The organism is Streptococcus panodentis (assembly GCF_017884005.1).
GTDB lineage: Bacteria > Bacillota > Bacilli > Lactobacillales > Streptococcaceae > Streptococcus > Streptococcus panodentis.
Genome location: NZ_QFAY01000011.1, coordinates 23,671 through 47,738, shown reverse-complemented (window position 1 = coordinate 47,738; position 24,068 = coordinate 23,671). Strand labels below are relative to the sequence as shown.

At 45.7% G+C, this 24,068-nt stretch carries 23 protein-coding genes and 3 pseudogenes; 4 read left to right on the top strand and 22 right to left on the bottom strand.

Annotated elements, in window-relative coordinates:
* Nucleotides 1–466 precede the first annotated feature (466 nt).
* The 5 genes from DHL47_RS06370 to DHL47_RS06350 are packed head-to-tail and all read right to left on the bottom strand — an operon-like array spanning nt 467 to nt 4,879.
* The gene (locus DHL47_RS06370) at nt 467–871 is read right to left on the bottom strand and encodes a PTS sugar transporter subunit IIA (RefSeq protein WP_209551268.1); all 405 of its coding nucleotides are present in this window, start codon (nt 869–871) and stop codon (nt 467–469) included.
* An 11-nt stretch (nt 872–882) separates the two neighbouring features.
* Nucleotides 883–1,701, bottom strand: a complete 819-nt coding sequence (locus tag DHL47_RS06365) for a PTS system mannose/fructose/sorbose family transporter subunit IID (RefSeq protein ID WP_128837617.1) — start codon at nt 1,699–1,701, stop codon at nt 883–885.
* A complete protein-coding gene (locus DHL47_RS06360) occupies nt 1,688–2,593 on the bottom strand; it encodes a PTS mannose/fructose/sorbose/N-acetylgalactosamine transporter subunit IIC (RefSeq protein WP_128837542.1) in 906 nt (301 codons plus the stop codon). The genes DHL47_RS06365 and DHL47_RS06360 overlap by 14 nt, the downstream gene beginning before the upstream one ends.
* 25 nt (nt 2,594–2,618) lie before the next feature.
* Nucleotides 2,619–3,095 carry a PTS sugar transporter subunit IIB gene (locus DHL47_RS06355; RefSeq protein WP_128837541.1) on the bottom strand — a complete coding sequence of 159 codons (477 nt, stop codon included), beginning with the start codon at nt 3,093–3,095 and terminating at the stop codon, nt 2,619–2,621.
* Nucleotides 3,092–4,879 (bottom strand): glycoside hydrolase family 35 protein, encoded by a 1,788-nt coding sequence (locus DHL47_RS06350; RefSeq protein WP_209551267.1) that lies wholly within the window; start codon nt 4,877–4,879, stop codon nt 3,092–3,094. Before DHL47_RS06350 ends, DHL47_RS06355 begins: the two co-directional genes overlap by 4 nt.
* A 139-nt stretch (nt 4,880–5,018) precedes the next feature.
* Here DHL47_RS06350 and DHL47_RS06345 point away from each other — a divergent pair, with 139 nt between their 5' ends.
* Nucleotides 5,019–5,735: a GntR family transcriptional regulator gene (locus DHL47_RS06345; RefSeq protein WP_128837539.1), complete on the top strand. Its 717-nt coding sequence runs from the start codon at nt 5,019–5,021 to the stop codon at nt 5,733–5,735.
* 485 nt (nt 5,736–6,220) lie between these two features.
* On the opposite strand, the gene dhaM is transcribed toward DHL47_RS06345, so the two are convergent.
* The 3 genes from dhaM to dhaK are packed head-to-tail and all read right to left on the bottom strand — an operon-like array spanning nt 6,221 to nt 8,173.
* Complete coding sequence (dhaM, locus tag DHL47_RS06340; protein WP_209551266.1) at nt 6,221–6,595, bottom strand: dihydroxyacetone kinase phosphoryl donor subunit DhaM; 375 nt, start codon at nt 6,593–6,595, stop codon at nt 6,221–6,223.
* Nucleotides 6,595–7,173, bottom strand: coding sequence for a dihydroxyacetone kinase subunit DhaL (gene dhaL, locus DHL47_RS06335; protein ID WP_209551265.1), 579 nt, complete (start codon nt 7,171–7,173; stop codon nt 6,595–6,597). The genes dhaM and dhaL overlap by 1 nt, the downstream gene beginning before the upstream one ends.
* Before the next feature lie 10 nt (nt 7,174–7,183).
* Complete coding sequence (dhaK, locus tag DHL47_RS06330) at nt 7,184–8,173, bottom strand: dihydroxyacetone kinase subunit DhaK (RefSeq protein WP_209551264.1); 990 nt, start codon at nt 8,171–8,173, stop codon at nt 7,184–7,186.
* A 282-nt stretch (nt 8,174–8,455) separates the two neighbouring features.
* Between dhaK and DHL47_RS06325 the strand changes: the two genes are divergently transcribed.
* Together DHL47_RS06325 and DHL47_RS06320 are read left to right on the top strand one after the other, a co-directional pair.
* Nucleotides 8,456–9,052 (top strand): TetR/AcrR family transcriptional regulator, encoded by a 597-nt coding sequence (locus DHL47_RS06325; protein WP_209551263.1) that lies wholly within the window; start codon nt 8,456–8,458, stop codon nt 9,050–9,052.
* Nucleotides 9,049–9,615: an NAD(P)H-dependent oxidoreductase gene (locus tag DHL47_RS06320; RefSeq protein ID WP_209551262.1), complete on the top strand. Its 567-nt coding sequence runs from the start codon at nt 9,049–9,051 to the stop codon at nt 9,613–9,615. The genes DHL47_RS06325 and DHL47_RS06320 overlap by 4 nt, the downstream gene beginning before the upstream one ends.
* A 284-nt stretch (nt 9,616–9,899) precedes the next feature.
* On the opposite strand, the pseudogene DHL47_RS06315 reads toward DHL47_RS06320, so the two are convergent.
* The 12 genes and pseudogenes from DHL47_RS06315 to relB form a co-directional block, all read right to left on the bottom strand.
* Nucleotides 9,900–10,037: pseudogene (locus tag DHL47_RS06315) on the bottom strand (adenylosuccinate lyase); the annotation flags it as partial.
* A gap of 41 nt (nt 10,038–10,078) precedes the next feature.
* Nucleotides 10,079–11,623: a P-loop ATPase, Sll1717 family gene (locus DHL47_RS06310; RefSeq protein WP_209551261.1), complete on the bottom strand. Its 1,545-nt coding sequence runs from the start codon at nt 11,621–11,623 to the stop codon at nt 10,079–10,081.
* Nucleotides 11,624–11,687: 64 nt separating this feature from the next.
* Nucleotides 11,688–12,983 (bottom strand): adenylosuccinate lyase, encoded by a 1,296-nt coding sequence (purB, locus tag DHL47_RS06305; RefSeq protein WP_209551260.1) that lies wholly within the window; start codon nt 12,981–12,983, stop codon nt 11,688–11,690.
* A 165-nt stretch (nt 12,984–13,148) separates the two neighbouring features.
* Entirely contained in the window at nt 13,149–14,402 is a 1,254-nt protein-coding gene (locus DHL47_RS06300) for an SNIPE associated domain-containing protein (RefSeq protein ID WP_209551259.1), read from the bottom strand.
* 9 nt (nt 14,403–14,411) lie between these two features.
* Nucleotides 14,412–14,639: pseudogene (locus DHL47_RS06295) on the bottom strand (phosphoribosylaminoimidazole carboxylase).
* 119 nt (nt 14,640–14,758) lie between these two features.
* Nucleotides 14,759–15,844, bottom strand: a complete 1,086-nt coding sequence (locus DHL47_RS06290) for a DNA/RNA non-specific endonuclease (protein ID WP_209551258.1) — start codon at nt 15,842–15,844, stop codon at nt 14,759–14,761.
* A 61-nt stretch (nt 15,845–15,905) separates the two neighbouring features.
* The gene (gene purK, locus DHL47_RS06285) at nt 15,906–16,976 is read right to left on the bottom strand and encodes a 5-(carboxyamino)imidazole ribonucleotide synthase (protein WP_209551257.1); all 1,071 of its coding nucleotides are present in this window, start codon (nt 16,974–16,976) and stop codon (nt 15,906–15,908) included.
* Complete coding sequence (gene purE / locus DHL47_RS06280; RefSeq protein WP_209551256.1) at nt 16,963–17,451, bottom strand: 5-(carboxyamino)imidazole ribonucleotide mutase; 489 nt, start codon at nt 17,449–17,451, stop codon at nt 16,963–16,965. The genes purK and purE overlap by 14 nt, the downstream gene beginning before the upstream one ends.
* 19 nt (nt 17,452–17,470) lie before the next feature.
* A complete protein-coding gene (locus DHL47_RS06275; RefSeq protein ID WP_209551255.1) occupies nt 17,471–18,664 on the bottom strand; it encodes an ATP-grasp domain-containing protein in 1,194 nt (397 codons plus the stop codon).
* A gap of 41 nt (nt 18,665–18,705) precedes the next feature.
* Nucleotides 18,706–19,965: a phosphoribosylamine--glycine ligase gene (gene purD / locus DHL47_RS06270; protein ID WP_209551254.1), complete on the bottom strand. Its 1,260-nt coding sequence runs from the start codon at nt 19,963–19,965 to the stop codon at nt 18,706–18,708.
* Between the two features lie 165 nt (nt 19,966–20,130).
* The gene (locus DHL47_RS06265) at nt 20,131–20,394 is read right to left on the bottom strand and encodes a type II toxin-antitoxin system RelE family toxin (protein WP_209551253.1); all 264 of its coding nucleotides are present in this window, start codon (nt 20,392–20,394) and stop codon (nt 20,131–20,133) included.
* Nucleotides 20,391–20,606 (bottom strand): type II toxin-antitoxin system RelB family antitoxin, encoded by a 216-nt coding sequence (relB, locus tag DHL47_RS06260; protein ID WP_128837522.1) that lies wholly within the window; start codon nt 20,604–20,606, stop codon nt 20,391–20,393. The genes DHL47_RS06265 and relB overlap by 4 nt, the downstream gene beginning before the upstream one ends.
* A gap of 174 nt (nt 20,607–20,780) precedes the next feature.
* Here relB and DHL47_RS06255 point away from each other — a divergent pair, with 174 nt between their 5' ends.
* On the top strand, nt 20,781–22,142 hold the full coding sequence (locus tag DHL47_RS06255; RefSeq protein ID WP_209551252.1) for a GBS Bsp-like repeat-containing protein: 1,362 nt from the start codon (nt 20,781–20,783) through the stop codon (nt 22,140–22,142).
* Between the two features lie 39 nt (nt 22,143–22,181).
* Here DHL47_RS06255 and DHL47_RS06250 read toward each other — a convergent pair.
* Nucleotides 22,182–22,316: pseudogene (locus DHL47_RS06250) on the bottom strand (IMP cyclohydrolase); the annotation flags it as partial.
* Nucleotides 22,317–22,352: 36 nt separating this feature from the next.
* A complete protein-coding gene (locus DHL47_RS06245; protein WP_209551251.1) occupies nt 22,353–23,999 on the bottom strand; it encodes a DUF6119 family protein in 1,647 nt (548 codons plus the stop codon).
* Between the last annotated feature and the right edge of the window lie 69 nt (nt 24,000–24,068).

Below are 24,068 nucleotides of genomic sequence, written 5' to 3'. Positions count from 1 at the left end.
CCACCCCCTTCTTATCCTTTTCTCACTCTAGGAAGCTCAATCCTCTGCCGCCTGCCGCTTTGACAGCGGCGCTGCGAAAAGCTCACAGCTATACGGGATTTCGCTGTCCACGAGTATCCTTTTTCATCATATATTGTCTTTTCAGGCAGCCGGCCAGCACTATCCAGACGACTGCTCTCCCTTTTTATCGTCAGTTAGTTTATCTTTTATTCCGTCGTTAGCTCCCTCGGACAGTTTCACTACTAAAAGCAAACTAAAAGACTATATACTCTTTAAAAATCGAAGAGGTGGCTGATACAAAAGAACCTTGCTTCGGATATTTCTTTCGTTTGATTTACAAGCCCCTGCTTTGACAGCAGGCTTTGCTTGTCTTTCTCCACAGCCTCTTTGATGAAGACCGGCTGACACAAACTGCCCTTGCCTGATCTGCATCGGTATCCCTGCCGTCTTCGCTGTTCTTTGAGTGTTACTCGTCTTCATCATCCTGCAGGCTGGCTAAAACATCGTTGACTTTGACAATGTTTTCTGCCGCCTTGGCTGGATAATCGACCTCCAAACCTGTCAGAGAAGCATTGATAAACTCAATCACCATGGGCAGATTGACCCCAGCGTAAAGCTCAATGTCCCGGCCTTCCATAATGAAACGGCTGATTACATTGCAAGGAGTGCCGCCCAGGAGGTCCGCAAAGACCAGATAGTCATCCAGATTCTGGACTGTGTCCAAGAATTTAGCTGCGAAGTCTTCTGGACCTTCCTCCGGAAGCAGGGCTACTGCATGGATGTCCTCCTGAGGTCCCATAATCATCTCTGCGGTCTGCTTCAGCTCCTCACAGAAACGGCCGTGACTGACTAAGATTAATTGTTTGCTCATAGACTGCTCCATTATTCCATTCCCAGAACAAAATGACCAAATGCAGCAAGAGAAACCGCCAGCACAATGATAATCAAAATGGCTTTTGTAGAATTCATACCTTTCTTACCGAGAAGCCAGAAGATGAACCCTGTGAAAATAGCTGGAATCAAACGCGGGAAGATAAGGTTGAGCATATCTTGGAAATCAATGGCTTTTTCACCGATATTCAGCACCCATGATACTTCGAAGTTAATCATCGTCGCTACAAGAGCTCCAACCATGAAGATCCCCAATACAGAAGCCGCCTCAACAAGTGCTGTCAGAGTGCTTTGCATGTTGGTGATGAGATTGACCCCTTCTTTGTAGGCAAATTCCAACTGTTTCCAACGGAAAATGTCATAAGCAACCGCTACAGCAATCCAAAGGAAGATGCCAACAGGGTTTCCTGCAATCGCAAGAGTGGCAGCAATAGATCCCATGATAGCTGGTACAAGTGATCCAAAGATAGAGTCTCCAAGAGGAGCAAATGGTCCCATGAGACCGGTCTTAATACCATTGACTGCATCTTTTGATTTGACACCGTCTTTTTCTTCCATAGCTAGGTCAAAACCTGCAATAATCGTGTGGAAGAAAGGTGAAGTATTGAAGAACTGCGTATGCAGTTTCATCATTTCCTGCAATTCTGGAGTGCCGTCACCGTACATTTTACGCAGCTGAGGCAGCAGCATGTAAAGATAGCCTGAACCCTGCATCCGCTCATAGTTCCAGCCTAATTGGAAAGTAAAGAGGCTGCGCTTATTGATCTGTTTGAAATCTTCTTTGCTTAATTTATAATTAGAATTCGTCATCTTCAATTTCCCCGCTTTCTGAGTTTGTGCTGGCAGCTGGCGCAGCTGCTGCTGTTCTTTGGCTGTATTTGAAATGCTGTACTGCAAGGAAGATACCAAAGATAGCTACACCAATCATAGACAAGCCTTTGAAGTTGTTGGCAAATGTGATGGCAGCATCTTTTGGAAGAGCTCCAACAACGCTGGATACAGCTTCACCGAGTGACTGAATGTTTGAGTAAAGCACCGTCAGCATCGCAGTCAAGCCAAAACCAAGAGCTAAGTAGTGAAGATTGCGTTTAACCGGAAGGTAACGAAGTAAGATAGCAAACCCGAGTCCTGGAAGCATTCGACCTGCAAGTGTCAAGCCGTCTGCCAGCCATTTGACATTGTTTACAGCGTCAACAACCGCTTGTACAAAGTTGCCGCCCAATGCCAAAGCAAGGAAGACCGGAAGTGCACGAGAAAGTGCCCAAGGAAGTGCACCTAAGAGATAGTTGCGCTCAATACCTTTATAGTCAAAGCGTTCAACTGCTGAATCCACACGGTGTGCGAAGTAAGTAGTTGTCATACGTCCAAGGATATCTGTATAAACGAGCAAGGCAGCTACAGGTACAGCAATTGTAGAGATTGCGATATCTGGCTTGATGCCCTGTGCTACTGAAAAGGCTGTCGCAAGAACGGCACCGGAAGTGGCATCGATCCGGGAAGCACCCCCAAAGGTACCGACACCGAGTACGAAGAGCTGCAGATTTCCACCGATCAAGAGACCGGTGGTCACATCGCCCATGATCAGACCGGTGATAAAGCCGGCAAAGACAGGAGAACCTGCAGAAGAAACGATTGTCAGCTCGTCACAGATTTGATAAGCTGAGTACAAAGTAAGTAGTAAAATTTGCCACCATTGTATCATGACAATGACCTCCTAAAATTTTTCTTTATTTTAATAGTTTCATGAAGTCTTCAACTGGGTCGTTGGGAACCATTTGAGCCGTCAGTTGGACACCCTTTTCATGCAGTTTATGAAAAGCCTCCACATCTGCATCCAGGACATTGATGGAGCGGGTGATAGAGCGGGTCTCATCTGACTGAGACATATTGCCTACGTTCAGCGTTTCCAGCGGCACACCAGCCTCTACCAGACGCAGGAAGCGGTCGGGCTTCTTAGCCACGATAAAGAGGCGCTGCGAATCATACTTGCCGGCCAGGATATTCTCTGCCGCCTTGGCAACCGGCAAAATACTTAATCGGACACCGGCCGGAGTGGCTAATTTCAGGCCGCTCTTTTCGATGTCATTCTGAGCAACATCATCGTCAATGACCATAATGCGTGAGATATTGAGCTTGGTAGTCCAGAGATTGGCTACCTGTCCATGGATTAAACGCCCATCGATGCGGGCACCTACGATTGTCATAGATTTTCCCCCTTTATTGTTTTAAATGTAGGTTGGTTAACTAAGTTGATGGAATCTTTGTACTCCCCTTCGGTTTCAAAGATAATGATGCGGTTGCGGCCTTCTTTCAGCAGACTATGCGGAAGATAGAGCGACAGGGTCGGTCCGACCTTCCAGAAACGGCCGATATGGACACCGTTGACAAAGGCGACCCCCTTGCCAAAGCCGGTCAGATCCAGATAGGTGTCGTGAAGCGCTTTCATTTCAAAGTCAAAAGCGTAGAAAGCCGGCTGGTCTTGCTGCCAGTCCTTGGAAAAGTCAATCCTGTCCGTCCGATCCAGCGGCAGCGGATAGTGCTGCCAGTGGAGCAGAAAGTGCAGGTCCTTGCAGACGCCGGTCCGAATGCCCTTGCGCTGCGTCTCAGCCAGCAGCTTGTGGCCGTAGTTGACCCGACCCATATTTTCCAGCAGGATATCAATCCGCTGGCGGCCTTTCTTCTGACCGGCGGCCAGAATCTCCTGACCAATCTCTGTCTGGTACTGGCTAGCGGCCAGCTGGCCGTTGACATAGAGCTGCAGGCGGTCACGAGCGTCAATGACCCTGATCTTTTCCTGGTCAGCATCCCAGACTGCTTCTGTCCGATAGAGCAGGTAGCCGACATTCTGACCCAGCTCCTCCATTTCCAGAGGATACAGGCTTTCCTCAGGCTCTGCCAAGTCCGACAGGGTCTCAAAGAGGCTGACCTTCTGGCTGAGCGGAATATCCCTCAGCTCACAGCTTTCTTTGACCAGCGGCTCCATTTGCGGATATTCTGGATAGTAGGTCTGCAGCATCCTGCGGACAGCCTCATATTTAGGCGTCGGATTACCTGCTTCATCCAGAAGGGCATCGTAGTCATAGGAAGTCACCTGCGGCAGATCGCGAGTCCCCCGGGCTGAGCAGCCGTTCATAAAGCCAAAGTTGGTGCCGCCGTGAAACATATAGAGATTGATGGAGCCCAGCTCCAGCACCTCGCGGACAGCCTCGGCCAATTCCTCAGGGTCACGCCGGATGACCGGCTCTTTCCAGCGGTTGAACCAGCCATCCCAGAACTCCATGCACATGAGCGGCCATTTCTTGCCATGCTCTGCAAAAAATTCCTGCATCTGAGCGAAATTATAGGCGGCTTTGGAGCCAAAATTGCCGGTCACAAAGAGATCGTCATCAATCAGCGTGCCGGCCCGCAGCGTTGCCCGCCAGGGACCGTCCGAGGTGAAGAGCGGACAGGTCACCCCGCGCTCTTCCATGAGCTGCCTGACAGCCCGCAGATAGGCCTTGTCCTCACCGTAAGAGCCGTATTCATTTTCCACCTGCATCATGAGAATATTGCCGCCATTATCCAGAAGCCTTGGCACCAGCCGCGGCAGCAGCGCATCATAATAGCTGGCCACAGCCTGCAGGAAGCCCTCATCTGAGGAGCGGATGCGCAGATTTTCATTCAGCAGCCAGGCAGGCAGGCCGCCAAATTCCCACTCCGCACAGATAAAAGGCGAAGGGCGGACGATGGCATAAAGCCCCAAGTCCTGAGCTATCTGCAAAAATCTCTCAATATCCAATATCCCTTGAAAATCAAACACTCCCTTTTGAGGCTCGTGCATATTCCAAGGGAGATAAGTCTCCACTGTATTAAATCCCAGAGCTTTTAGATTATAGAGCGAGTGGTACCAATCCTGGGGCTGAACCCGAAAGTAATGAATGGCACCTGATAAAATCTTAAACTCCCGGCCATCTAAGCGAAAAGAAGGACCTATTTCAAATCTTGCCATGTCTCTATCCTCTTTGTTGAAGCCGCTTTCATTTCTTGTTAATATTAATATACTAAATTTTTGCATAAATGTCAATATTTTTTTAAAAAATATGTTAAAATCTTAATAAAGAGGGATAACTAAAAGAGAGGTGAATACAATGGCTATTCCAAAATACCAACAAATCAAAGATGAGCTCAAGCAGCAAATCATTTCTGGCAACTTTGAAAACGGTGATAAATTCTACACCGAAGCTGAGTTGATCAAGATGTTTAATGTCAGCTCCATCACTGTCGTCCGTGCTTTGAATGAACTGGCCAATGACGGCTATATCATCCGTCAGCAGGGCAAGGGCACCTTCGTTTCACGCGCCAGAAAGCACAAACTGGTTGAGTTTTCTGATGTGGAAACCTTCCCTATCCAAAAGGATAAGGTGACCGTTCTGTCCATCAAGCGCGGCAATGATCTGAAAATCCTGGATAAGCTAGAATTGGCTCCGACACAGTTCTACTACAAGATTGACCGCATCAGGAGAACCGGCGATAAAGTCTATATTTATCACCAAACCTATATTCCTGAGCAGTATATCAATCCCAACTATCCGGATCTGGACTACTACAGCTCAATCTACAACCGCTTCAAAACAGACTACCACATTCACATGAATGATGAGCACTTTGAAGAAATCAATGAGATTGTCTTTCCGACACCCAAAGAAGTTGCCAAAACATTAGAAATTGACAGCAACTTCCCGACCGTGCATCAGGTCAAAATCACCAAGCTGGAAAATACCGGACAAATCCTTGAATACAGCGAAACCTATAAACGCGGTGATTTCTTCAAGATTAAGTTCATTTCCTGCAATCGGGACCACTGATGAGAAAACGATAGCTATCTTAGCTGTCGTTTTTTTGCAGTTTGCTTACTTCTATTATAAACTGACCTATACCAATTTGCAATCCCTCTAGTTGATTTTTTATAAAAAAATGTCAAAAACAAACAAATAATGAGAGACGGTACCTTTTCAAGCTGATTCAGCGGAGAAAGAAGGGAAAATCTGTTTGTTTTCGGTCAGACTTGGACTCTTAAAGCAAGGCGACACTGATGTGGTTTGAATTTGATTTTCATTGAGTATAAGACTTGCTGGCAAGATCGGAGACTCCGCCTGACCGATTTTTTATACAGGGGCTGAGACTGACTCCCATCTCAGACTGTTGGAGCTGACGTGGTTCGAAGAGTATAAATGACTATAAAAGACCCAGACCAAAGCCTGAGTCCTGCACTGATTAGAAGGCGGCGGGCTGCTGCTTCCGCTGACATTGCCCAATCAGAAAGCAGCGAATGTTTGCCGCCTCTCTGCCCTTATTTCTTTATTTCTAACTCACGGACCTGAAGCAAAACAGCGGGCAGATCCGCTCCAGCCTGAAGAAGGGCTGCCGCTGTATAGGCCCCTTCTACCAGAGGGACAGTCTGGATGAGGATTTCCTTGTCAGAGAAGTCTGCAGCCATTTCCAGATTCATGCGGGCGGAGCCCAGATCGTAAAAGGCCAGAATCCGTTCCTTATCATTGGCGGCCAGGGCGGCCGTAATTCTGTCAAAGCTGGTCCCGATACTGCCGTCTTCCAGACCGCCCACATAGCTGACAGCCACATCGGCCGCCACCTGAGAGATCAGGTCAAAGACGCCCTGAGCCAGATTTTGGGAGTGAGAAACGATGAGAATGCCTGTATCTGCCATCAGCCTGCCTCCGTTTCTAAGAGGGCCTCAAAGAGGAGGCCGGAAGAGGCCGCCCCCGGGTCAATGTGACCAATCGAGCGCTCACCTACATAAGAAGCACGCCCCTTGGCAGCTTTCAGATCCTTGGTTGCTTCCACCAGAGAGAGGATTTTTTCATGCGTCAAGTCTCCAGACTGCAGGGCCGGAGGAATCTCCGCCCAAACGTCCACCATGGTCTTCTCACCTCTTGCTGCCTTGCCCCGCTTCTGGATCATATCCAGCCCAGCCTGAATGACTTCTGCCAAGCCCTGCCCTTCTTTTTCAGCCTTGGCCATGCCCATAAAAGCGGAGCCATAGAGAGGACCGGAGGCGCCGCCGACCTTGCTGATCAGCTGCATGGAAACGGCCTGAAAAATCTCTGCCGCGCCGGCACAGTCTTTAGCAGCCAGATCTGCTGCCGCTGCCGCCATTCCCCGAGCCATATTGGCTCCGTGGTCTCCATCGCCGATGGGTGTGTCCAATTCAGACAGGTAGTCCTTCTGCTCCTGAATCTTATCATTGAACAGCTCTATCCATTTTCTTGCTTGTGCTGCTTCCATAAATACCTCCTTACCAAGCTGCAGTTGTGACCGGACTTTCGAGAGCTGCCAGCCAGTCAGGATGGTTCAGTTTGATAAAGGTCAGGGAAATCCCCGCCATATCAATAGAGGTCATGTAATTGCCCACTTTCTTGTAAACCGCTTCGACCCCAGCCTGAGCCAGAAGATGCGCCACGTCCGCCGCAAAGACATACTGCTCCATGAGCGGCGTTGCGCCCATGCCGTTGATGAGAAGGCCAATCCGGTCTCCCGCCCGCAGATCAAAGGACTGGCTAAGCTTGTCCACCAATTCCCGGGCCAGCTCCTTAGACGGCTGCATCTTTTCCTTACGGTAGCCGGGCTCGCCGTGAATGCCGATGCCAAATTCAATCTCATCGTCAGCCAGCACGAAGCCTGGCTTGCCGACTTCCGGCACCGTGGCTCCGCTCAGAGCCAAGCCGACCGTGTGGATATTGCTGACCAAGTCATCCGCCAAAGCCTTTATTTCTGCCAAAGATTTGCCTGCACGCGCCGCATGGCCCAGAATCTTGTGAACCAAAATCGTGCCTGCCACACCGCGCCGGCCCTGAGTATAGAGGCTGTCCTCTACCGCAATGTCATCGTCCACCACGACACTGGCTGCCTCGATTCCCTCCATCTCAGCCAGTTCCTGAGCCATTTCAAAGTTCATGATGTCGCCGGAGTAGTTCTTGATGACCATGAAAACCCCAGCGCCTTCGTCTGCTTCCTTGATAGCCTGCAGGATCTGATCCGGTGTCGGTGAGGTAAAGACCGCACCGCAGACAGCTGCCGACAGCATACCATCACCGACAAAGCCGGCATGAGAAGGCTCATGCCCGCTGCCGCCGCCCGAGATCAGTCCGACCTTTCCCGTCTTCTCGCTCTTGCGGGCAATGATATCAAAACCTTCCACCCGATAGACCAAATCACTGTGCATGTAGGCCAGCCCCTCCAGCATCTCATCGACCACAGCCGCTGGCTCATTGATAATTTTCTTCATAGGTGTCCTCCGTTTCTCGACGCTTTCAGAAAAGTTCTAGAAAAGAAAGCGCTGTCATTTTTTGATGTTATTTTAACATTTTATTTTACCGAAAGCAACTGCCCGCCCTGAGTCAGAATCGGCAGGAAAAGCAAGATGATCTCAAAAGGGCAGGCTGCGGACCTAGGCTCCCTTTCATCCGCCTCTGCCAACTGCAGCCTCAAATTTCTTGACAGAAAAAAGTAGACAGTGTATACTAAAGATAGATAAGTAGACAGTGTATACTTTTAAAGGAGCAGCCAGATGAAAAGAAACACCGACCAACTCAAAGAAAAGCTGATTCAGACCGGGATTGAAGAAATCCGCAAGCACGGGATTGAGCAGTTCTCACTCAGAACCGTGGCCAAGGCCTGCGGCGTGACCCACGGCAGTCCTTACCGCCACTTTGAGAGCAAGGAGGGCTATCTGAGGGTGGTGCTGGCCCAGCTTTCGCTCTTGCTCAATCAGGAAGTCAGTCAGGGGATTGACCCTGCAGCATCTGCCCGAGACCAGCTGGCCCAGCTGGGTTTCAATTTCATCTCTTTTGCCCAGGCCTATCCTCATTATTTTGAGGCCCTCTTTATCAAATTCCCTTTTAAATATATGAAACTGACCCCGGAAACCATTCTGCTGGAGTCGGACCTGCCGGGATTTGACCGCTTTAAAACCATTGTTTTGCAGCTGCGCAGGGAGGAAGGTTTTAGCAACAGCGAAGCAGAATCCCTCTTTCACTTTTGGAGCTTTATCACCGGTCTGGCCGTTCTGGCCAACAGCCCCATTGGGCAGGACCTGGATACGCAAGCCATCCAAAGCACCATCGACCACATGCTTGACATTTATATCAAAGGAGAACGATCATGAAAGTTCTGATTATTTACAGCTATCCCAGCCCCACCGGTTTTAATCCGGCTATTCTCAAAGAAGTTCAAACCAACCTTTCTAAAAAGCACGAGGTGAAAACTGTGGACTTGTATGCCGAAAATTTCGACCCGATTTTGCGCTTTGACCAGGACCATAAACGCCGGGACTTGCACAAGGACCCTCAAATGGCACCCTACCGGGACTTGATCACTTGGGCCGACCATCTGATTTTCATTTTCCCTATCTGGTGGAGCGGCATGCCGGCCATCCTCAAGGGTTTTATCGATCGGGTCTTTGCGGCGGATTTCGCTTACTCTTATAAGAAAGTCGGTCTGGAAGGCCACCTGCAGGGCAGATCTGCCTGGATCATCACCAGCCACAATACACCCGCCTTTGCCATGCCCTTTGTCCAAGACTACGGCAAGGTCCTGAAAAATCAAATCCTGAAACCTTGCGGCATCACTCCCGTCAAGCTGACTGAGCTCTGCGGTGTGGAAAAGAAGACGGACGAGCAGCGTCAAGAAATGCTGAAGAAGATTGGGGAGATGGCACGGACTATCTAATTTTACTAAAATTATTTTTCTTAAGTGGTGACGGACGTCAGCGAACTCCGTTGGAGTTCCATGACTAATAATTGAGCCTACAGTCTCAATTATTCCGTGCTACATAGCCGAGTCTCAGCTATGTAGCTTTCACCACGGCGAAAAATAACTAGTAGTCTATGTTTTTCTCAAATCACAAAATCCTAATCTTGGCAGTCACTCTATACTTTTCCCAACAAATATATTTTAATAGCGAGCCACAAAAATAGACACTTTCCTCAAAGCGCCTATTTTTTTATGTGTTTTTAGTCCAACCCCACACGCTTGAAAATCTCATCCACGCGCTTGGTGTAGTAGACTGGGTTGAAGATTTCGTCGATTTCTTCCTGGGTCAGGCGGGAAGTGACTTCTGGGTCGGCTTCGAGGAGCGGCTTGAAGTCAATTTATTCTGAAATTAGCTGTAAAGTAATAAAATTGTTACACTCTAAAATCCTATCTTAAACGCTCGGGCATAAGCTTTGTGGAACTTGAACTGGCTAGCATCAACATTAACTTCTGGTTTAACATCACTATAACTACGTTCCTTGAAACTCCAAAATTCTTTACCGTTACTATTTTCTGCATATCCTATAATATTTGTGTCATAGAGTAATTGTAAAGTATCCTCTGGAGTCTTCATCATCACAGGGATTGTTTCTCCATAGCGCTTTTGTTTTTTTATAAACGATTCATATTTGTCTTCAAAGGTTGAATATGTAAAACGTTTCGTTTTAAAACTTTTAATAAACTTCCGAAACACATTAAACTCTTCATCTTTCATGTAGATTAGCATGAAATCCTTAAGCTCTCCAAGCAAATACTTAGAATAGTCAGACTTTACAATATCTAAAAAATTATCTTTACTGAATGTCTCACCTTGATTTTTATCTACTAAATCATTCAACATGGTAAGGATATCTCGTGGTTTATATAACGAATACCGTAAAAATTCTATAAATGAGTCCTCTTCCTCTCCATATCCTTTTCCTGAAACTTTATATGGGAAATAGTAATCCCAAGTCAGCCCCTTTTGACGACTTAAACTTTGTTGTTTTGAGAAAAAATTATCGGCAATTTCAAATAATTTAGAACTTCTATAATTGGCATAATCAGTACTCCAATTTATTAGCACCGAGTTATCCTTCAATTTTTGATTCATATTATGTATAGACATGGAATATACAATATCTGGTCTAATTAACAACGCAACTTTTATCCCTTTATTTTTCAAATTAGAATTATTTAATTCAATGACAGCATTTACAAGTCCTCGCAAGCATTCCATGTAATCGTCGTGGCTTATATCGCTGGGTCTAGCATCAATACCATCAATAAATAATATGAATTTTTTATCAAGGTGTATTTCTGAAAAAACACTTTTAAATCCCTCTAATAATTTTGTAAGAGTTAATTGATAGTTGCTTTCTGTATATTTCTCAGATACATTCACCCCCAATTGAACTGTTGGTTTAAAAATTCCCCCATCAATCATTGCATTAATTGAATTATTAGAGTTTTCTACAAATTCTATTGCCTGCACAAACTCAGGAGAAAAAGCATTGCTATAAAAATTATCAATTATTTCATTTAATTTTTTTAAAGGACCTTTGTGAAACATCTTTTGAGGGATTAAATCTTTTATTTCTTCACTTAAGACAAGATATATCACGTTCATCCAAGCATCCTTATATGATGACATATCTAAAGATTTATTATTCTTCATCCTTATAAATTTATCATATACTGTATTTTGAACAAATTTAATTTTAGACTCAATTCCGTCTATGTTCTTTTTGGCAAAATATACTGAATAGGCTGTTTTTCCAGATCCTTTTTCTCCAATGATGAAATATTTACTAGGATTTTTTATTTCGTCTACTATTTTGTCTGCTAAGAAAACTTTATTAAAAAGTTCAAATTCCTCTGCATTAGAATTATAATATTCATATGCATCGCCTTTAATTTTTTCCAGTTCTTCAATCTTTTTCATGGCTATTATCTTCCAACTCTCAACTATAATTTTAATTTTTGCAAAGCGTAAACATATATGAAGCTTAGTCCAACCCCACGCGCTTGAAGATCTCATCCACGCGCTTGGTGTAGTAGACTGGGTTGAAGATTTCGTCGATTTCTTCCTGGGTCAGGCGGGAAGTGACTTCTGGGTCGGCTTCCAGCAGCGGCTTGAAATCGACCTGATTGTCCCAGGACTGGGCGGTCTTGGGCTGGACCAGATCGTAAGCCTGCTCGCGGGTCATTCCTTTCTCAATCAAGGTCAGCATAGCCCGCTGGCTGAAGATAAGACCGAAGGTCGAGTTCATATTGCGCTTCATGTTTTCTGGGAAAACGGTCAGATTTTTGACAATATTGCCGAAGCGGTTGAGCATGTAGTCAATCAGAATGGTGGTGTCCGGCGCGATGATGCGCTCTGCAGATGAGTGGGAAATGTCGCGCTCATGCCAGAGGGAAACATTCTCAAAAGCCGTCACCAGATGACCGCGGATGACGCGAGCCAGACCGGTCATATTTTCAGAGCCGATTGGATTGCGCTTGTGGGGCATGGCCGAGGATCCCTTTTGACCCTTGGCGAAAAATTCCTCTACTTCACGCTGCTCAGACTTCTGCAGGCCGCGGATTTCCGTTGCCATGCGTTCGATGGACGTGGCAATCAGGGCCAAAGTTGAGAAGTATTCAGCGTGGAGGTCGCGCGGCAGGACCTGAGTTGAAATTTCCTGAGCCCGGATGCCCAGCTTGTCGCAGACATATTGTTCCACAAATGGCGGGATATTGGCAAAATTCCCCACTGCACCGGAGATTTTCCCAGCCTCCACACCGGCAGCCGCAAGCTCAAACCGCTCGATATTGCGCTTCATTTCGCTGTACCAGGTCGCGAGTTTCAATCCGAAAGTCGTCGGCTCCGCATGCACCCCATGGGTCCGGCCCATCATGATGGTAAACTTGTGCTCCCGCGCCCGCTCCGCAATGATGTCCGTGAAACGGCGCAGGTCCTCACGGATGATGTCATTGGCCTGCTTGTAGAGGTAGCCGTAGGCCGTATCCACCACATCGGTCGAGGTCAGGCCATAGTGGACCCACTTGCGCTCCTCACCCAGGGTCTCCGACACCGCCCGGGTGAAGGCCACCACATCATGGCGAGTCTCCTGCTCAATCTCCAAAATGCGGTCAATATCAAAATCCGCCTTCTGACGAATCAGGGCCACATCCTCCTTGGGAATCTCACCCAGCTCCGCCCAAGCCTCATCAGCCAGAATCTCGACCTCCAGCCAAGCCCGGTACTTGTTTTCCTCAGTCCAAATGTTCGCCATCTCAGGGCGTGAATAACGGTTGATCATTTTTTATTTTTCCTTTCTTTTTGATGTTTCACTTAAGTGGGGCGGACGTCAGCAGCTTCCTTCGGAATCTCATGACTAAATCTTGAGCCCAAGGTCTCAAGATTTCCGTCGCTCACGCTCTCCCCACGGCGTGAAACATCGGGTAGGCAACCTGCGGTCGCAAAGTTAAGGCTTTTCTTCAATAGCTTTAGTTTGTCTATACTCAAATGCTTCTGCATTTTCAGTCAGTTCTATTGTCAATTCTTTATGAGAATACAAAATTTCTTTTACTTTTTCAAACGGAACTTTAAAGTATTCTTTACGACCATTGACTTTATTTACTCGATATTCTGAGAGTTGATTGTGCAATGTCGTCTCTAACGCAAATGCTTCTTCACTGAAAATTAAGGCATGAACATCAAATTGGAATGGTACAGACGCACTGCTTAATTCCCGAATACGTTCCAATGGTTCTAATCGACGAGTGACGCCTATCTTGTAGACACCTTCCCCAAAGGAACCAATATTGGAAATAACATAGACATACCCTGCAGTAGCGTGACCTTCGCGATAATCTATGTCTTCCTCAATTTCATCTAATTCTGAAAGTTTGTCTTGATATTCAGCTAATTGAAGTTTCAATTCTTCAATTTCTTCATCCTTAGCGTTTTTTAACAATTCTTCCACTTTTTGAAGCATGTTCTTAAAATGGGCTCGGTCTTTTTCAAGTTGTTTTCTACGAGCTTTAATTTCCGCTTGAAGTTTTTTATCCTCACGTTCTTTTTCTCGCTGTTCACGGAGCAACTCTTTTTCTTCTTGCTTTTGAAGCTCATACTCTGCTGCTAAGCGTAACTCCTCAATTTTTAACTCCAGATATTGATAAGTTATTTCGACTAAATTTCGTGAATACATTTTATTCAGTTGTTCAAATGCTTTTCTAAGAGCCTTAACTTTTTTGTCAACATTTACCACTGAAACCTTAACTAACAAAGCATCGGCTTCTCCATTAAATCCTCTCAAAGCAGCTTTAATCAGTTGGTTTTGCATAGTTCTTCCCTTGCTTTTACTATTATCTAAAAGCATTGGAGAGATTATTCTACCAGCAGTTCCATTTTTAGTCATGGATTTTTGTTGCATCCTTAAAGTATCTAGTTTGTCTTTATATTTTACACTATCAGAAAATTTATAGTGCCTTTCAAAGAAACCAAATTCTTGTAAATTTAGATTATCATTAGCAACAGCTATTTCCTCATTCAAATGTGCTAATTCTTCTTTCTTTCGATTAAGTTCAGCATTTAATGAGATAATTTCTTTACTTATTCTTATTTCTTGTTTTAAATTTGCTAAATCAGACTTTTTTAATTCAATATCAGAAGCTAGCTTTTTTAACTTAGCCTCTAAAACTTCATCTCTTGGTTTTCCAAAATTAAATAGTCCCATAAAACCTCCCTACTCAAACTCCTCTTTCCCTATCACCACTGACGGATAATGTCCCAGTTCATTCAAGTTAGTATCCAGTGGTAAGTCACAAATTATCATATATTTATTAGGAAGTTAAGTTATCAGTTCTTGAAATTTTTCTTGCACTTTTTCATGGTCACTACTAGCGAACATGACTTCCACAATTGCATTTTCTTTGCCGTCTTCTACAAAAGCATTCACGATAATTTGAATCATAATATTTACCCAAGACCACAACTTATATTCAAGTTATTACATTCGGTGTGAGTAATCCTTCCTTTCAGTGTGAAAAGGATTTTTAAATCGAGTATAAACTTCAGCCTCTCTGATTTATTCTATTCTATCCAATTAAGTATTTCAGTTGCTTTTTCTATGGTGTACTGCTTCTTACCTGGCATCGCAAATCCAGGTAATGCTTCTACAGTAGGCCAATCAAAAAATATTGCTGAAATATTTGACGTTTCATTTCGAGCTGGATAATAATATTTTCTGGGAAGATATTTACTAAAAAACTCTTCTTTTGTGAAATTTTCAATTAGCACATCTTCTGGATTAGTATGATAAACCCAATATGCATCGTCACATGTCAAAAACAAACCTGAACTACCAGTTAAATTTTCTTGTACATAATAAAAGATTTGATTATGATTCTCATCAAATGTTCGACTAACTAAAGCGCTATTCTCTACCCTAACAATATTACTAAAACAGTTTCTGTATTCTTCATCATATCCGTTAGCGTAAAATTCTCTATAACTTTCTTGACCAGCATATCCAGTTGATTTTGATAAATCAAAATCTTTATCAAAATTTGGAACAAATACATCATTACATAGTTCAGCTTCCAAGCTCATATCTTTTGTTTTAAACGACACTCTAGTTCCAACGGGAATCTGATCATTTTTGTCATAAAAATAAACTCTTACTTGATATGATATCTTATTTTTAGTAGCCCTAAGATACTCAGCAATTCTATTTTCATAATATGCTTGACTTTGTCTAGAGAATATATTCTTTTTAGTTTGTTGCATATTAGATTCACTAAACTGAATAAAACCATTTTTGGCATTATCCTTGATTTTTCTCTTGGCCTCAGCCTCATTAGGTATAAAATTATAAAATTCTTTTGCTAAAATATGTCCTCTATGAAAGAAGTTTTGACCATTTACTTTTTGCGGATTTCCCTCTGGAAGATCTAGTGTTAAGTTTAAATCCGGAGTGTCATTATGTGATGTTTCTCCATCTAAAGTAACATGCCATCCTTGCGACTTAGATTTAGGTAATCTAGGTATGACAGTTTTTCCTCTTAGTATCTCAAAATAAGAACCTTCTTCGTGATACTTTGTTTCAAAACCAACTATGGATTCAAACTCATTTTTTCCACTCATTCCAAGTCTAGTATATACTTCTGACTCCTTCATTTGATACTTAACCTTTCATTTTTGGAAACTTCTCGATAATGTTGTCTTAATAGTTCGACTTTTAAAACTCCTGCACCTCATCCGGCTCATCACTAAAGACCGTCACATGCCCCATCTTGCGGTTGTGCTTGGCTTCTTCCTTGCCGTAGAGGTGGAGGTGGGCCTTGGGGTGCTGCTGGACATAGGTCCGGGCGGCTCCCATGTGCTGGCCCAGGACATTGAGCATGACAGCGGGGGCGTGGAGGCTGATCTCAGGCAGGGGATGGCCCAGGACGCCCAGGATATGGGTGTCAAACTGAGAAAAGTCGCAGGCCTCGATGCTGTAGTGGCCGGAGTTGTGGGGCCGCGGCGCGATTTCATTGACCAAAATCTCCTCACCCGCCACAAACATCTCTATACATAGTGTACCAGAAAGCTGCAGGTCTGTGGCGATTTTTTTGGCCATTTGGACTGCCTTATCGGCTAGGCTTTGGGAAATGCGGGCTGGGACGATGGTTTTGGATAGGATATTGTGGCGGTGGATATTTTCCTGAACGGGGAAGACCGTGATGTCCTGGCCGTTGCCGGAGACGATGACCGAGATTTCCATGCTGAAGGGCACAAAATCCTCCAGCACGCAGAGGGCCGTGTCGGCCAGGTCACGCGCAGTCACCAGACTGGCCTCATCCTTGATAACCACCTGACCGTGGCCGTCATAGCCGCCGGTAGCGGTCTTGAGGACCCGCTTGGTCTCAAAGTCATCGTTATCCAGGTCGCTGCTGGACCGGATGACCCGGTAGGGCGCCAGCGCCACACCGGTGCTGGTCAGAAATTCCTTTTCCGTCACCCGGTTTTGGGAAATGCGCAGGAGACGCGTACCCTGAGGGAGTTGCCCTTCCTTGATAACAGCATCCAAACCGTCGGCATCGACATTTTCAAATTCATAGGTCAGGACATCACAGCGGTCTGCCAGCTGGCGCAGGGCCTCCACATCGTCGTAAGGAGCTGCGATGACCTCTGAAACCCGGGAGGCCGGGCAGTCCGCCGCCGGATCCAGGGTGATGACCTTGTGGCCCATGTAGATAGCCGAGATAGCCATCATCTGGCCCAGCTGGCCGCCGCCGATAATGCCAATCGTTTTAGTTGAGCTCATTAGTCGACTCCTCTGCAATCTTGCCTTGTTCAGCGTGAAATTCTTCCAGCGCTGCTGCTAGGTCGGCATCCTCAATAGAGAGGATACGCAGGGCTGTCAAAGCCGCATTGGTGGCACCAGCTTCCCCGATAGCCATGGTCGCAACCGGCACGCCGCCCGGCATCTGAACGATGGAGTAGAGCGAGTCCAGACCGCTCAGAGCCCGAGACTTGACCGGTACACCGATGACCGGCAGGGTGGTTTTGGCTGCCACCATGCCCGGCAGATGGGCTGCCCCGCCGGCTCCAGCAATGATGACCTTGATGCCACGGCCGCGGGCTTCCTCTGCATGCTTAAACATGAGGTCCGGTGTCCGGTGGGCAGAGACAACCTTCTTTTCATAGGCCACGCCAAACTTGTCTAATATTTCAGCGCTTTTCTGCATGGTGGCCCAGTCGGATTTGGAACCCATGATGATGGAAATGAGTGGTTTCATTCTTTCTCCTTTAAATAAACTAAATTTTTTGCTCAATATTTTTCACGGTGGCTGGCTCCACGCTGTAATGTTTGACCGTCTGATCAACCAGATGTTTCACGCTCTTCGGATTGATCAAGAGACGAAGCGTAACCGTCGCAAGAGGTATAAAGCTTGGAAAATCCTGCCAGACAGGCATCAGCACTTCCTGACTATCGCTCTTCCAAAGCCACTGCCTGATGGTCTGGAGGATTTTTATCCTGCTTTTCGTCCTCTCTGCAGTGCCGATGATCAAGGCCATGAGACTATGTGTCTGTATCCCTGCCTGACCAAGTCTGACCTCAGGCTCCGCATAGCTGTGAGTGGCTAGGTCTATCATGATTTTGGGGAAATGAACCCCAGCTTTGTAAGCATTAGCCGGCTCCACCATTCGGGGATTGCACTCGATATAGTAAAACTGCCCTTCCCTGCGGATAAAATCCAAGGTCAGACTGCCGTGCCATTTTAAAAACCGGCCTAATTTTTCAGCATGTTCTCTTGTCTCCTCAGATGCTATGCTTAATCTGGCCGCAGCCGAACCGCCTGCACCTGCCCCCGCTTTTAGGCTGGTATGCACTGCCAGCAAGCGGCCATGGTCAAACACTGCCTGCACCTGACCGTAGTCCCCAGCTATATCTTGCTGGACCATCCATCTTTCGTCATTAGCGGATAAAAGCTCGGCAGCCTGCAGCAAGTCATCTTGATTGCTGATCTGATAGACCGAACGCCCGGCGGTGCCATAGTCTGCCTTCAGCCAGTAGGGGTAGTCCAGGCGGATAGAGTCTGCATCCTTGACCTGTTCCCACTTAGGGATGGGCAGACCCAGCCGATCTGCAGTCTCGGCAAAAGCAATCTTTCCGGCCAGTTTTTCAAACTGCTCCTTATCAGCCAGTGCAATCGGCAGAAATGCGGGTAAAAACGGCTTTCCATTGGCCAGCAACCAGCCCTCTTCATGGGTCGGCAGGATAGCTGTGTAGGTTTTTTGATCCAGCAGCTGCTGCACCTGCTTCAAGTAGTCTGTCGGAAAACGATTGACATCAACCGTCGGAATTCTGTGAGTCAGCCGACTGAAGGCTGCAATGGGAAATCTGCTGGGAGACAGAACATCAATTTTATAGCCTGATTTGAGCAAAACCGTCAGAGTCTCCCGCGAGGTTAGGCTGGAACCTTCTAAGAACAGTAGTCTGTTTGGCATTTTTTAAATTATTTATATGTTTAAAGCTTGATGTGTTGGCTTTACAAGGCCTTGCTTCCGATATCGGTCCGGTAAAAGAGGCCTGCGGTGTCTTGTTTTTCTAGTTGGTCGTAAATTCTTTCCTGCGCAGCCCGAACGCTGTCGGCTGTGGTGACCAGCATGTAGACCCGGCCGCCGTTGGACAGCAGGGCGGAGCCATTTTCCGCAAACTGAGCCCCGGCATAGTAGGTGATGATGTCCTCCTCGGTCTTGGCAGGAAGCTTTACGCCCTTCTCATAAGCCAGCGGGTAGCCCTCTGATGCCACGACCACGCCCAGGGTCACGCCCGCATCCAGCCAAGTAATCTTAGGCTCCTTCCCAGCCAAAATGTCCGTGATGTTCTGCGCAAAGTCAGAAGTCAGGCGGGGCAGGATGATCTGGGTCTCCGGATCGCCAAAGCGGGAATTGAACTCGATGACCTTAGGGCCGTCAGCTGTCAGGATAAGACCGGCATAGAGCACGCCCAGATAGGGCCGCCCTTCTGCTATCATGCCCTCAAGGACCGGCTTGATGATAGTCTGGATAGAAGTCTCAACCACCTCCGCAGCCAGATGGGGCACCGGTGCATAGGCGCCCATTCCGCCGGTATTGGGCCCCTTGTCGCCGTCATAGGCCCGCTTGTGGTCCTGAGCGGTCGGCAGGATATAGTAGCGCTCGCCATTGGCAAAGGCAAAAAGGGAAAACTCCTCACCGGACAGAAACTCCTCGATGACCACCCGGGCACCGCTGTCGCCAAACTTGTTATCCAAGAGCATGTCTTGGGCTGCTGCTACGGCTTCCTCCACCGTCTCCGCTACGACCACGCCCTTGCCCAGCGCCAATCCGTCCGCCTTGACCACGATGGGCGCGCCTTCCTTTTCGATGTAGGCCTTGGCCGCTGCAAAGTCAGAGAAGGTCTCGTAGCGAGCCGTCGGAACGTTGTATTTCTTCATGATGGACTTGGCAAAATCCTTGGACCACTCCAGCTCAGCTGCTAAGCGGGAGGGGCCGAAAGCCTTGAGACCGGCTGCTTCAAAGTCGTCCACAATCCCAGCCGCCAGCGCATCGTCCGGACCGATAAAGGTCCAGGCAACAGCATGGCTCTTGGCAAAGTCAATCAATTTGGAATGTTCGGAAATTCCAATATTCACCAAATCCAATCCGTCCAAGGTCATACCATCATTGCCCGGAGCCACGAAAACCTGCTCCACCTGCGGAGATTCTAACAATTTCTTGGCAATCGCATGCTCACGACCGCCCGAACCAACAACTAAAAGCTTCATGTCCAACTCCATTCACGAATTATTTATCTAAATTATATCATAATCGTTCGTTTTGTTCCATGAAAATGAGGAAAATAGGGAGAATAATCCGACCCAGCAGGAAAATTGACAAGCTGCGGCAAAAAGAAAAGGCCGTGCTCAAATAATTGAACACGGACCCATTCTCTAGTAAACATCCCTCCGACGCCCCACCGCAAAGCCTTCAATGACAATTTCGTCGTCCAGGATATGGGCCAGGATGCGGTAGTTTCCGACACGGTAGCGCCACTCACCTACACGATTGGCGGTCAGACCTTTGCCATGCTGGCGGGGGTTATCAGTGCCTTGCAGATGGCTGTCAATCCAAGTCAAAATGGAAGTTCGAGTATAAGTATCTAATTTTTTTAGCTGTTTTAAAGCTTTTTTCGTATAGATTACCTTATAGCTCATAGGCCAAATTCCTTCATCACATCTTCATGTGAGATTCTTTGACCATCATCCTCGGCCATGGCCTGTCTGAGGATCTGCAGGTCGTACTCGTCCTCGATTTTTTCCAGCATAGCCTGGCGGGCAAATTCTGAGATAGTCAGGCCGTGCAGTTGGATATAGTTTTTAATCAAATCACCGTCTTGGTCATTGATTCTAAGTGTCATTGTAGCCATCTGTCCTCTCCTTTGAATACTTTGTATTCGTATTGTACAAAAAATCTCCAAGCTTGTCAACTCTTGCCAATAAGGCGAAGCAGTCTTGCAAATCCTCAAAGAAGAGCTGTTTTTCCAATCTTTTTCCGAATAATAGAAGTGAAAGCTTTCTAAAAATTTATGCAAAGGAGATTTATGAGGAAATATAAGAAACTGCTCCTAACATCTGCCTTCCTGCTGGCTGCAGGCTGGGGATTGGTCCAGCCTGTCCAGGCCAATACCGGAATCAATGTTATCACATCCAGTCCGACTGCTGGTATATTAGAGGTACAGGTGACCAATCTGCCGGATGACATCTCTAATCTGCAGCTGCCCATCTGGTCCGAACACCAGGGTCAGGATGATTTGCATTGGTACAGCGCCAGCAAGACCGGTCCCGGCAGCTTTTCGCTCAGAGTCTATCTGAAAAATCATCATTTTGACACGGGCAGCTACCAGATTCATCTCTATACGACTGATACTGTCAACGGCCAGCTAAAGGGACTGCTGCCTGCCAGCACGCAGGTTTCTAAGGAAAATGCAGCTCCGCAACACCCCGTCATTCAACTGACCGAGCTGGATGTCAATCGAGGCACTTATAAAATTTCCGTGCAGGAAACGGACCTGACAAAGTTTATTCGCTCCGTATCTGTCGCCAGCTGGTCTGCCAGCGATCAGAGCAATCTCAAATGGTATGAAGCCAGCTCCAACGGACAGGGGGAATTTTCTGCAAGGGTGGACATTCGCAACCACCAGAAAATCAAAGGAAACTATCTCAATCATGTCTATGTGACCTATACCGACGGCAGCCGAATGGGCTATGTGGCCGAGCAAGTTGATTTTACCAATCTGCAGCTGCCGGTTGAAGTTGCTATTCAGCTTAAGCAAAAGGGGATTTTCCAATTTTCAGCTGAAAATATCCCCAGCTCTGCGCCGCTTTCCTATGCCGTTTGGTCGGATGAGGGCGGGCAGGATGACTTGCGCTGGTATTCGACCAGCCAGAGCCAGAGCGAGCTTTTTAAGGGCGAGATCTCTCTAAGCAATCACAAGGGGACAGGGACCTACCATCTGCATCTTTATCAGGAGGGACGGGGTTTGCTGCCGATGACTTTTCAGGTGAAGCAAGAAGACAGGGCAGATGCTCCCCTCGCTGCTGCTCTTGCCCTCCATGAGCCCGACTACGCCGGAGCGGGCAGCTATCCTGTGGGCCAGTGCACTTGGGGCGCCAAAGTCTTGGCACCATGGGCCGGCAGCTGGTGGGGCAACGGCGGCCAGTGGGCAGCCAGTGCTCGCGCCGCGGGATTCCGTACCGGCAGCAGTCCTCAGGTCGGAGCCATCGCCTGCTGGGATGACGGCGGTTACGGCCATGTCGGCGTTGTGACCCATGTTGAGTCCGACACCCGCATCCAAATCAAGGAAGCCAACTATCTGGGCAAGCAATACATTGACAACTTTCGCGGCTGGTTTGACCCGACGGCCTCTTACTGGGGACATCTGACTTATATCTATCCAAACTAATCATCAAAAAATCCTCGGCTGAGGATTTTTTTGATCTTCTTAATGTCTAAAGTGCCTTACACCGGTAAAAATCATGGTCAGGCCGTGCCTGTCGGCCGCTTCGATCGACTCTTGGTCCCGGACTGAGCCGCCGGGCTGGATGATAGCCTTGATGCCGGCTGCAGCGATTTCTTTGATGTAGTATGAGAAATAAATACTTACTAATATCATCTATTGATTTATTCCCATATACAATATTGGTTCAAATCCATTTTCTCTAGCATAATTATACCATGATAAAATTTTTAACCTTAATAATATAGAACGTATCTGTGAAAAGCTAAAACTATTATTTTTAACACTTTCATAAATAGATTTATTTGACTTATCAACAATCCATAGAACACTAGTCTTTTTTGAATTAATTGCACTATAAACTAAAGTTTTATCCAGAGAGTATTGTTCCATCAGATACTCAGCATTTCTCTTTTTATTTATCCTATCCCTTAATACCTGCATTGATAATATGGACTGTTCAAAACTATAAATTGATTTTGAAGTATTTAATCCCATTTTTACAGCAATTAATTCACCGGAGACTTCATCAAACAAATCTCCAATTTCCACTGCTACTCCATTATAATACACATTTTTCTTATGAAACTGTTTGTAATTTGTCGTTGTTGAGATTATTTCTGAAATAAATTTATTTTCATCCATATGAAAGCCTTTTGAAGAAAAATTATGTTGCTGTGGCAATCTTAAAACTAATCCTTCAATCTCTCTTAATTGTATATCCAATAAAGACTTAAAGGATTCATTGAACGTGGACCATCTTCCAGAATCTAAAAAATATCTTTCCCCTTTATACCCAATTTCAGCATAAATGAGATTTTTCAAGCTTATTGTCTTTCTTTCCTCTGACAAAAATTTTATACGAATACTTTGAATCTGATCAATTTTCTTCATATTAGCAACAATAAATTCCCGTATGGAATTCAAATTATAATCAACTTGTTTTTTCGTACTGTTTTTATTCTTGAATATGGATATTTCAATAGTCGAATCCCCTACAAATTCTATGTTCTCTCCTAAGGTCACTATTCTATTTAATGAAATATCACATTCTTCGTTTTTCTTCCCTTTTAAGACTCTCAATAAATACTCATCTAATTCTTGATTTAGTTTATCGTGCAGAGGCAACAATTTAAAACGTGGAAATTCTTGATCAGGTTGACTTAATATCTGTTTATCAATTTCCTTAAAAATATTTATAAAATCATCAAAATCCGATTTAGTTTCAAATTTATAATCTTTTGTAAGATGTACAGAGATATTACATTTTAAATTTTTACCAAAAATAGTATTTTGAGGTTTTCCTTCTACGTTAAAATAAGCTTCACTAGCTTGTGGAAAATCTGTTTGATTTGCTTTGTAGTTCAACACTCCTCTTAATTTGTTTCTTTCCACATAACTAATCCCCTTTACATTAATTTCAGATGGTTGTATAGAACGTTCCGCAAAATCTAAACCAAATTTTAAATCAGATAATGATGCCACAAACCAATGGCTTCTTCCTTGTGGAATAAGATAAAGCGACTTTGGTGTACCTATCATAATAATCGCATTGTGATTTTGAAAAGACTCTTCTACAAAATCTTCTCCATCAGAAATATCATTGATATCATGTAACCAACTCGTTGTTTCTTTTTTTTTGCGTTGTACATAGATTTGTACAACAAAGCCTTTTCTATGAAATTCTTTCTTCAACTTCCGAACATCATTATATCCCTCACTACAAATTTTGCCTTTTAATTCTTTCCATTTTGCTGTTTTACTTAAACTAGTCGTTTCTACACGATAAATGTTTAATCTCATAATTTTGGCCTTACCCTCTACTGTCAAATAAAATATATTGTATTAACAATTTGTTAAATACCATAAATA

What these genes read in the sequence shown, in the direction of transcription:
- relB (WP_128837522.1), bottom strand. Translation starts at nt 20,606, where the DNA reads ATGGCTACAATGACACTTAGAATCAATGACCAAGACGGTGATTTGATT.
- DHL47_RS06370 (WP_209551268.1), bottom strand. Translation starts at nt 871, where the DNA reads ATGAGCAAACAATTAATCTTAGTCAGTCACGGCCGTTTCTGTGAGGAG.
- purB (WP_209551260.1), bottom strand. Translation starts at nt 12,983, where the DNA reads ATGATCAACCGTTATTCACGCCCTGAGATGGCGAACATTTGGACTGAG.
- purD (WP_209551254.1), bottom strand. Translation starts at nt 19,965, where the DNA reads ATGAAGCTTTTAGTTGTTGGTTCGGGCGGTCGTGAGCATGCGATTGCC.
- DHL47_RS06360 (WP_128837542.1), bottom strand. Translation starts at nt 2,593, where the DNA reads ATGATACAATGGTGGCAAATTTTACTACTTACTTTGTACTCAGCTTAT.
- dhaK (WP_209551264.1), bottom strand. Translation starts at nt 8,173, where the DNA reads ATGAAGAAAATTATCAATGAGCCAGCGGCTGTGGTCGATGAGATGCTG.
- DHL47_RS06325 (WP_209551263.1), top strand. Translation starts at nt 8,456, where the DNA reads ATGAAAAGAAACACCGACCAACTCAAAGAAAAGCTGATTCAGACCGGG.
- DHL47_RS06275 (WP_209551255.1), bottom strand. Translation starts at nt 18,664, where the DNA reads ATGCCAAACAGACTACTGTTCTTAGAAGGTTCCAGCCTAACCTCGCGG.
- purE (WP_209551256.1), bottom strand. Translation starts at nt 17,451, where the DNA reads ATGAAACCACTCATTTCCATCATCATGGGTTCCAAATCCGACTGGGCC.
- DHL47_RS06290 (WP_209551258.1), bottom strand. Translation starts at nt 15,844, where the DNA reads ATGAAGGAGTCAGAAGTATATACTAGACTTGGAATGAGTGGAAAAAAT.
- DHL47_RS06345 (WP_128837539.1), top strand. Translation starts at nt 5,019, where the DNA reads ATGGCTATTCCAAAATACCAACAAATCAAAGATGAGCTCAAGCAGCAA.
- dhaL (WP_209551265.1), bottom strand. Translation starts at nt 7,173, where the DNA reads ATGGAAGCAGCACAAGCAAGAAAATGGATAGAGCTGTTCAATGATAAG.
- DHL47_RS06300 (WP_209551259.1), bottom strand. Translation starts at nt 14,402, where the DNA reads ATGGGACTATTTAATTTTGGAAAACCAAGAGATGAAGTTTTAGAGGCT.
- DHL47_RS06320 (WP_209551262.1), top strand. Translation starts at nt 9,049, where the DNA reads ATGAAAGTTCTGATTATTTACAGCTATCCCAGCCCCACCGGTTTTAAT.
- DHL47_RS06255 (WP_209551252.1), top strand. Translation starts at nt 20,781, where the DNA reads ATGAGGAAATATAAGAAACTGCTCCTAACATCTGCCTTCCTGCTGGCT.
- DHL47_RS06350 (WP_209551267.1), bottom strand. Translation starts at nt 4,879, where the DNA reads ATGGCAAGATTTGAAATAGGTCCTTCTTTTCGCTTAGATGGCCGGGAG.
- DHL47_RS06245 (WP_209551251.1), bottom strand. Translation starts at nt 23,999, where the DNA reads ATGAGATTAAACATTTATCGTGTAGAAACGACTAGTTTAAGTAAAACA.
- DHL47_RS06310 (WP_209551261.1), bottom strand. Translation starts at nt 11,623, where the DNA reads ATGAAAAAGATTGAAGAACTGGAAAAAATTAAAGGCGATGCATATGAA.
- DHL47_RS06365 (WP_128837617.1), bottom strand. Translation starts at nt 1,701, where the DNA reads ATGACGAATTCTAATTATAAATTAAGCAAAGAAGATTTCAAACAGATC.
- DHL47_RS06355 (WP_128837541.1), bottom strand. Translation starts at nt 3,095, where the DNA reads ATGACAATCGTAGGTGCCCGCATCGATGGGCGTTTAATCCATGGACAG.
- dhaM (WP_209551266.1), bottom strand. Translation starts at nt 6,595, where the DNA reads ATGGCAGATACAGGCATTCTCATCGTTTCTCACTCCCAAAATCTGGCT.
- purK (WP_209551257.1), bottom strand. Translation starts at nt 16,976, where the DNA reads ATGAGCTCAACTAAAACGATTGGCATTATCGGCGGCGGCCAGCTGGGC.
- DHL47_RS06265 (WP_209551253.1), bottom strand. Translation starts at nt 20,394, where the DNA reads ATGAGCTATAAGGTAATCTATACGAAAAAAGCTTTAAAACAGCTAAAA.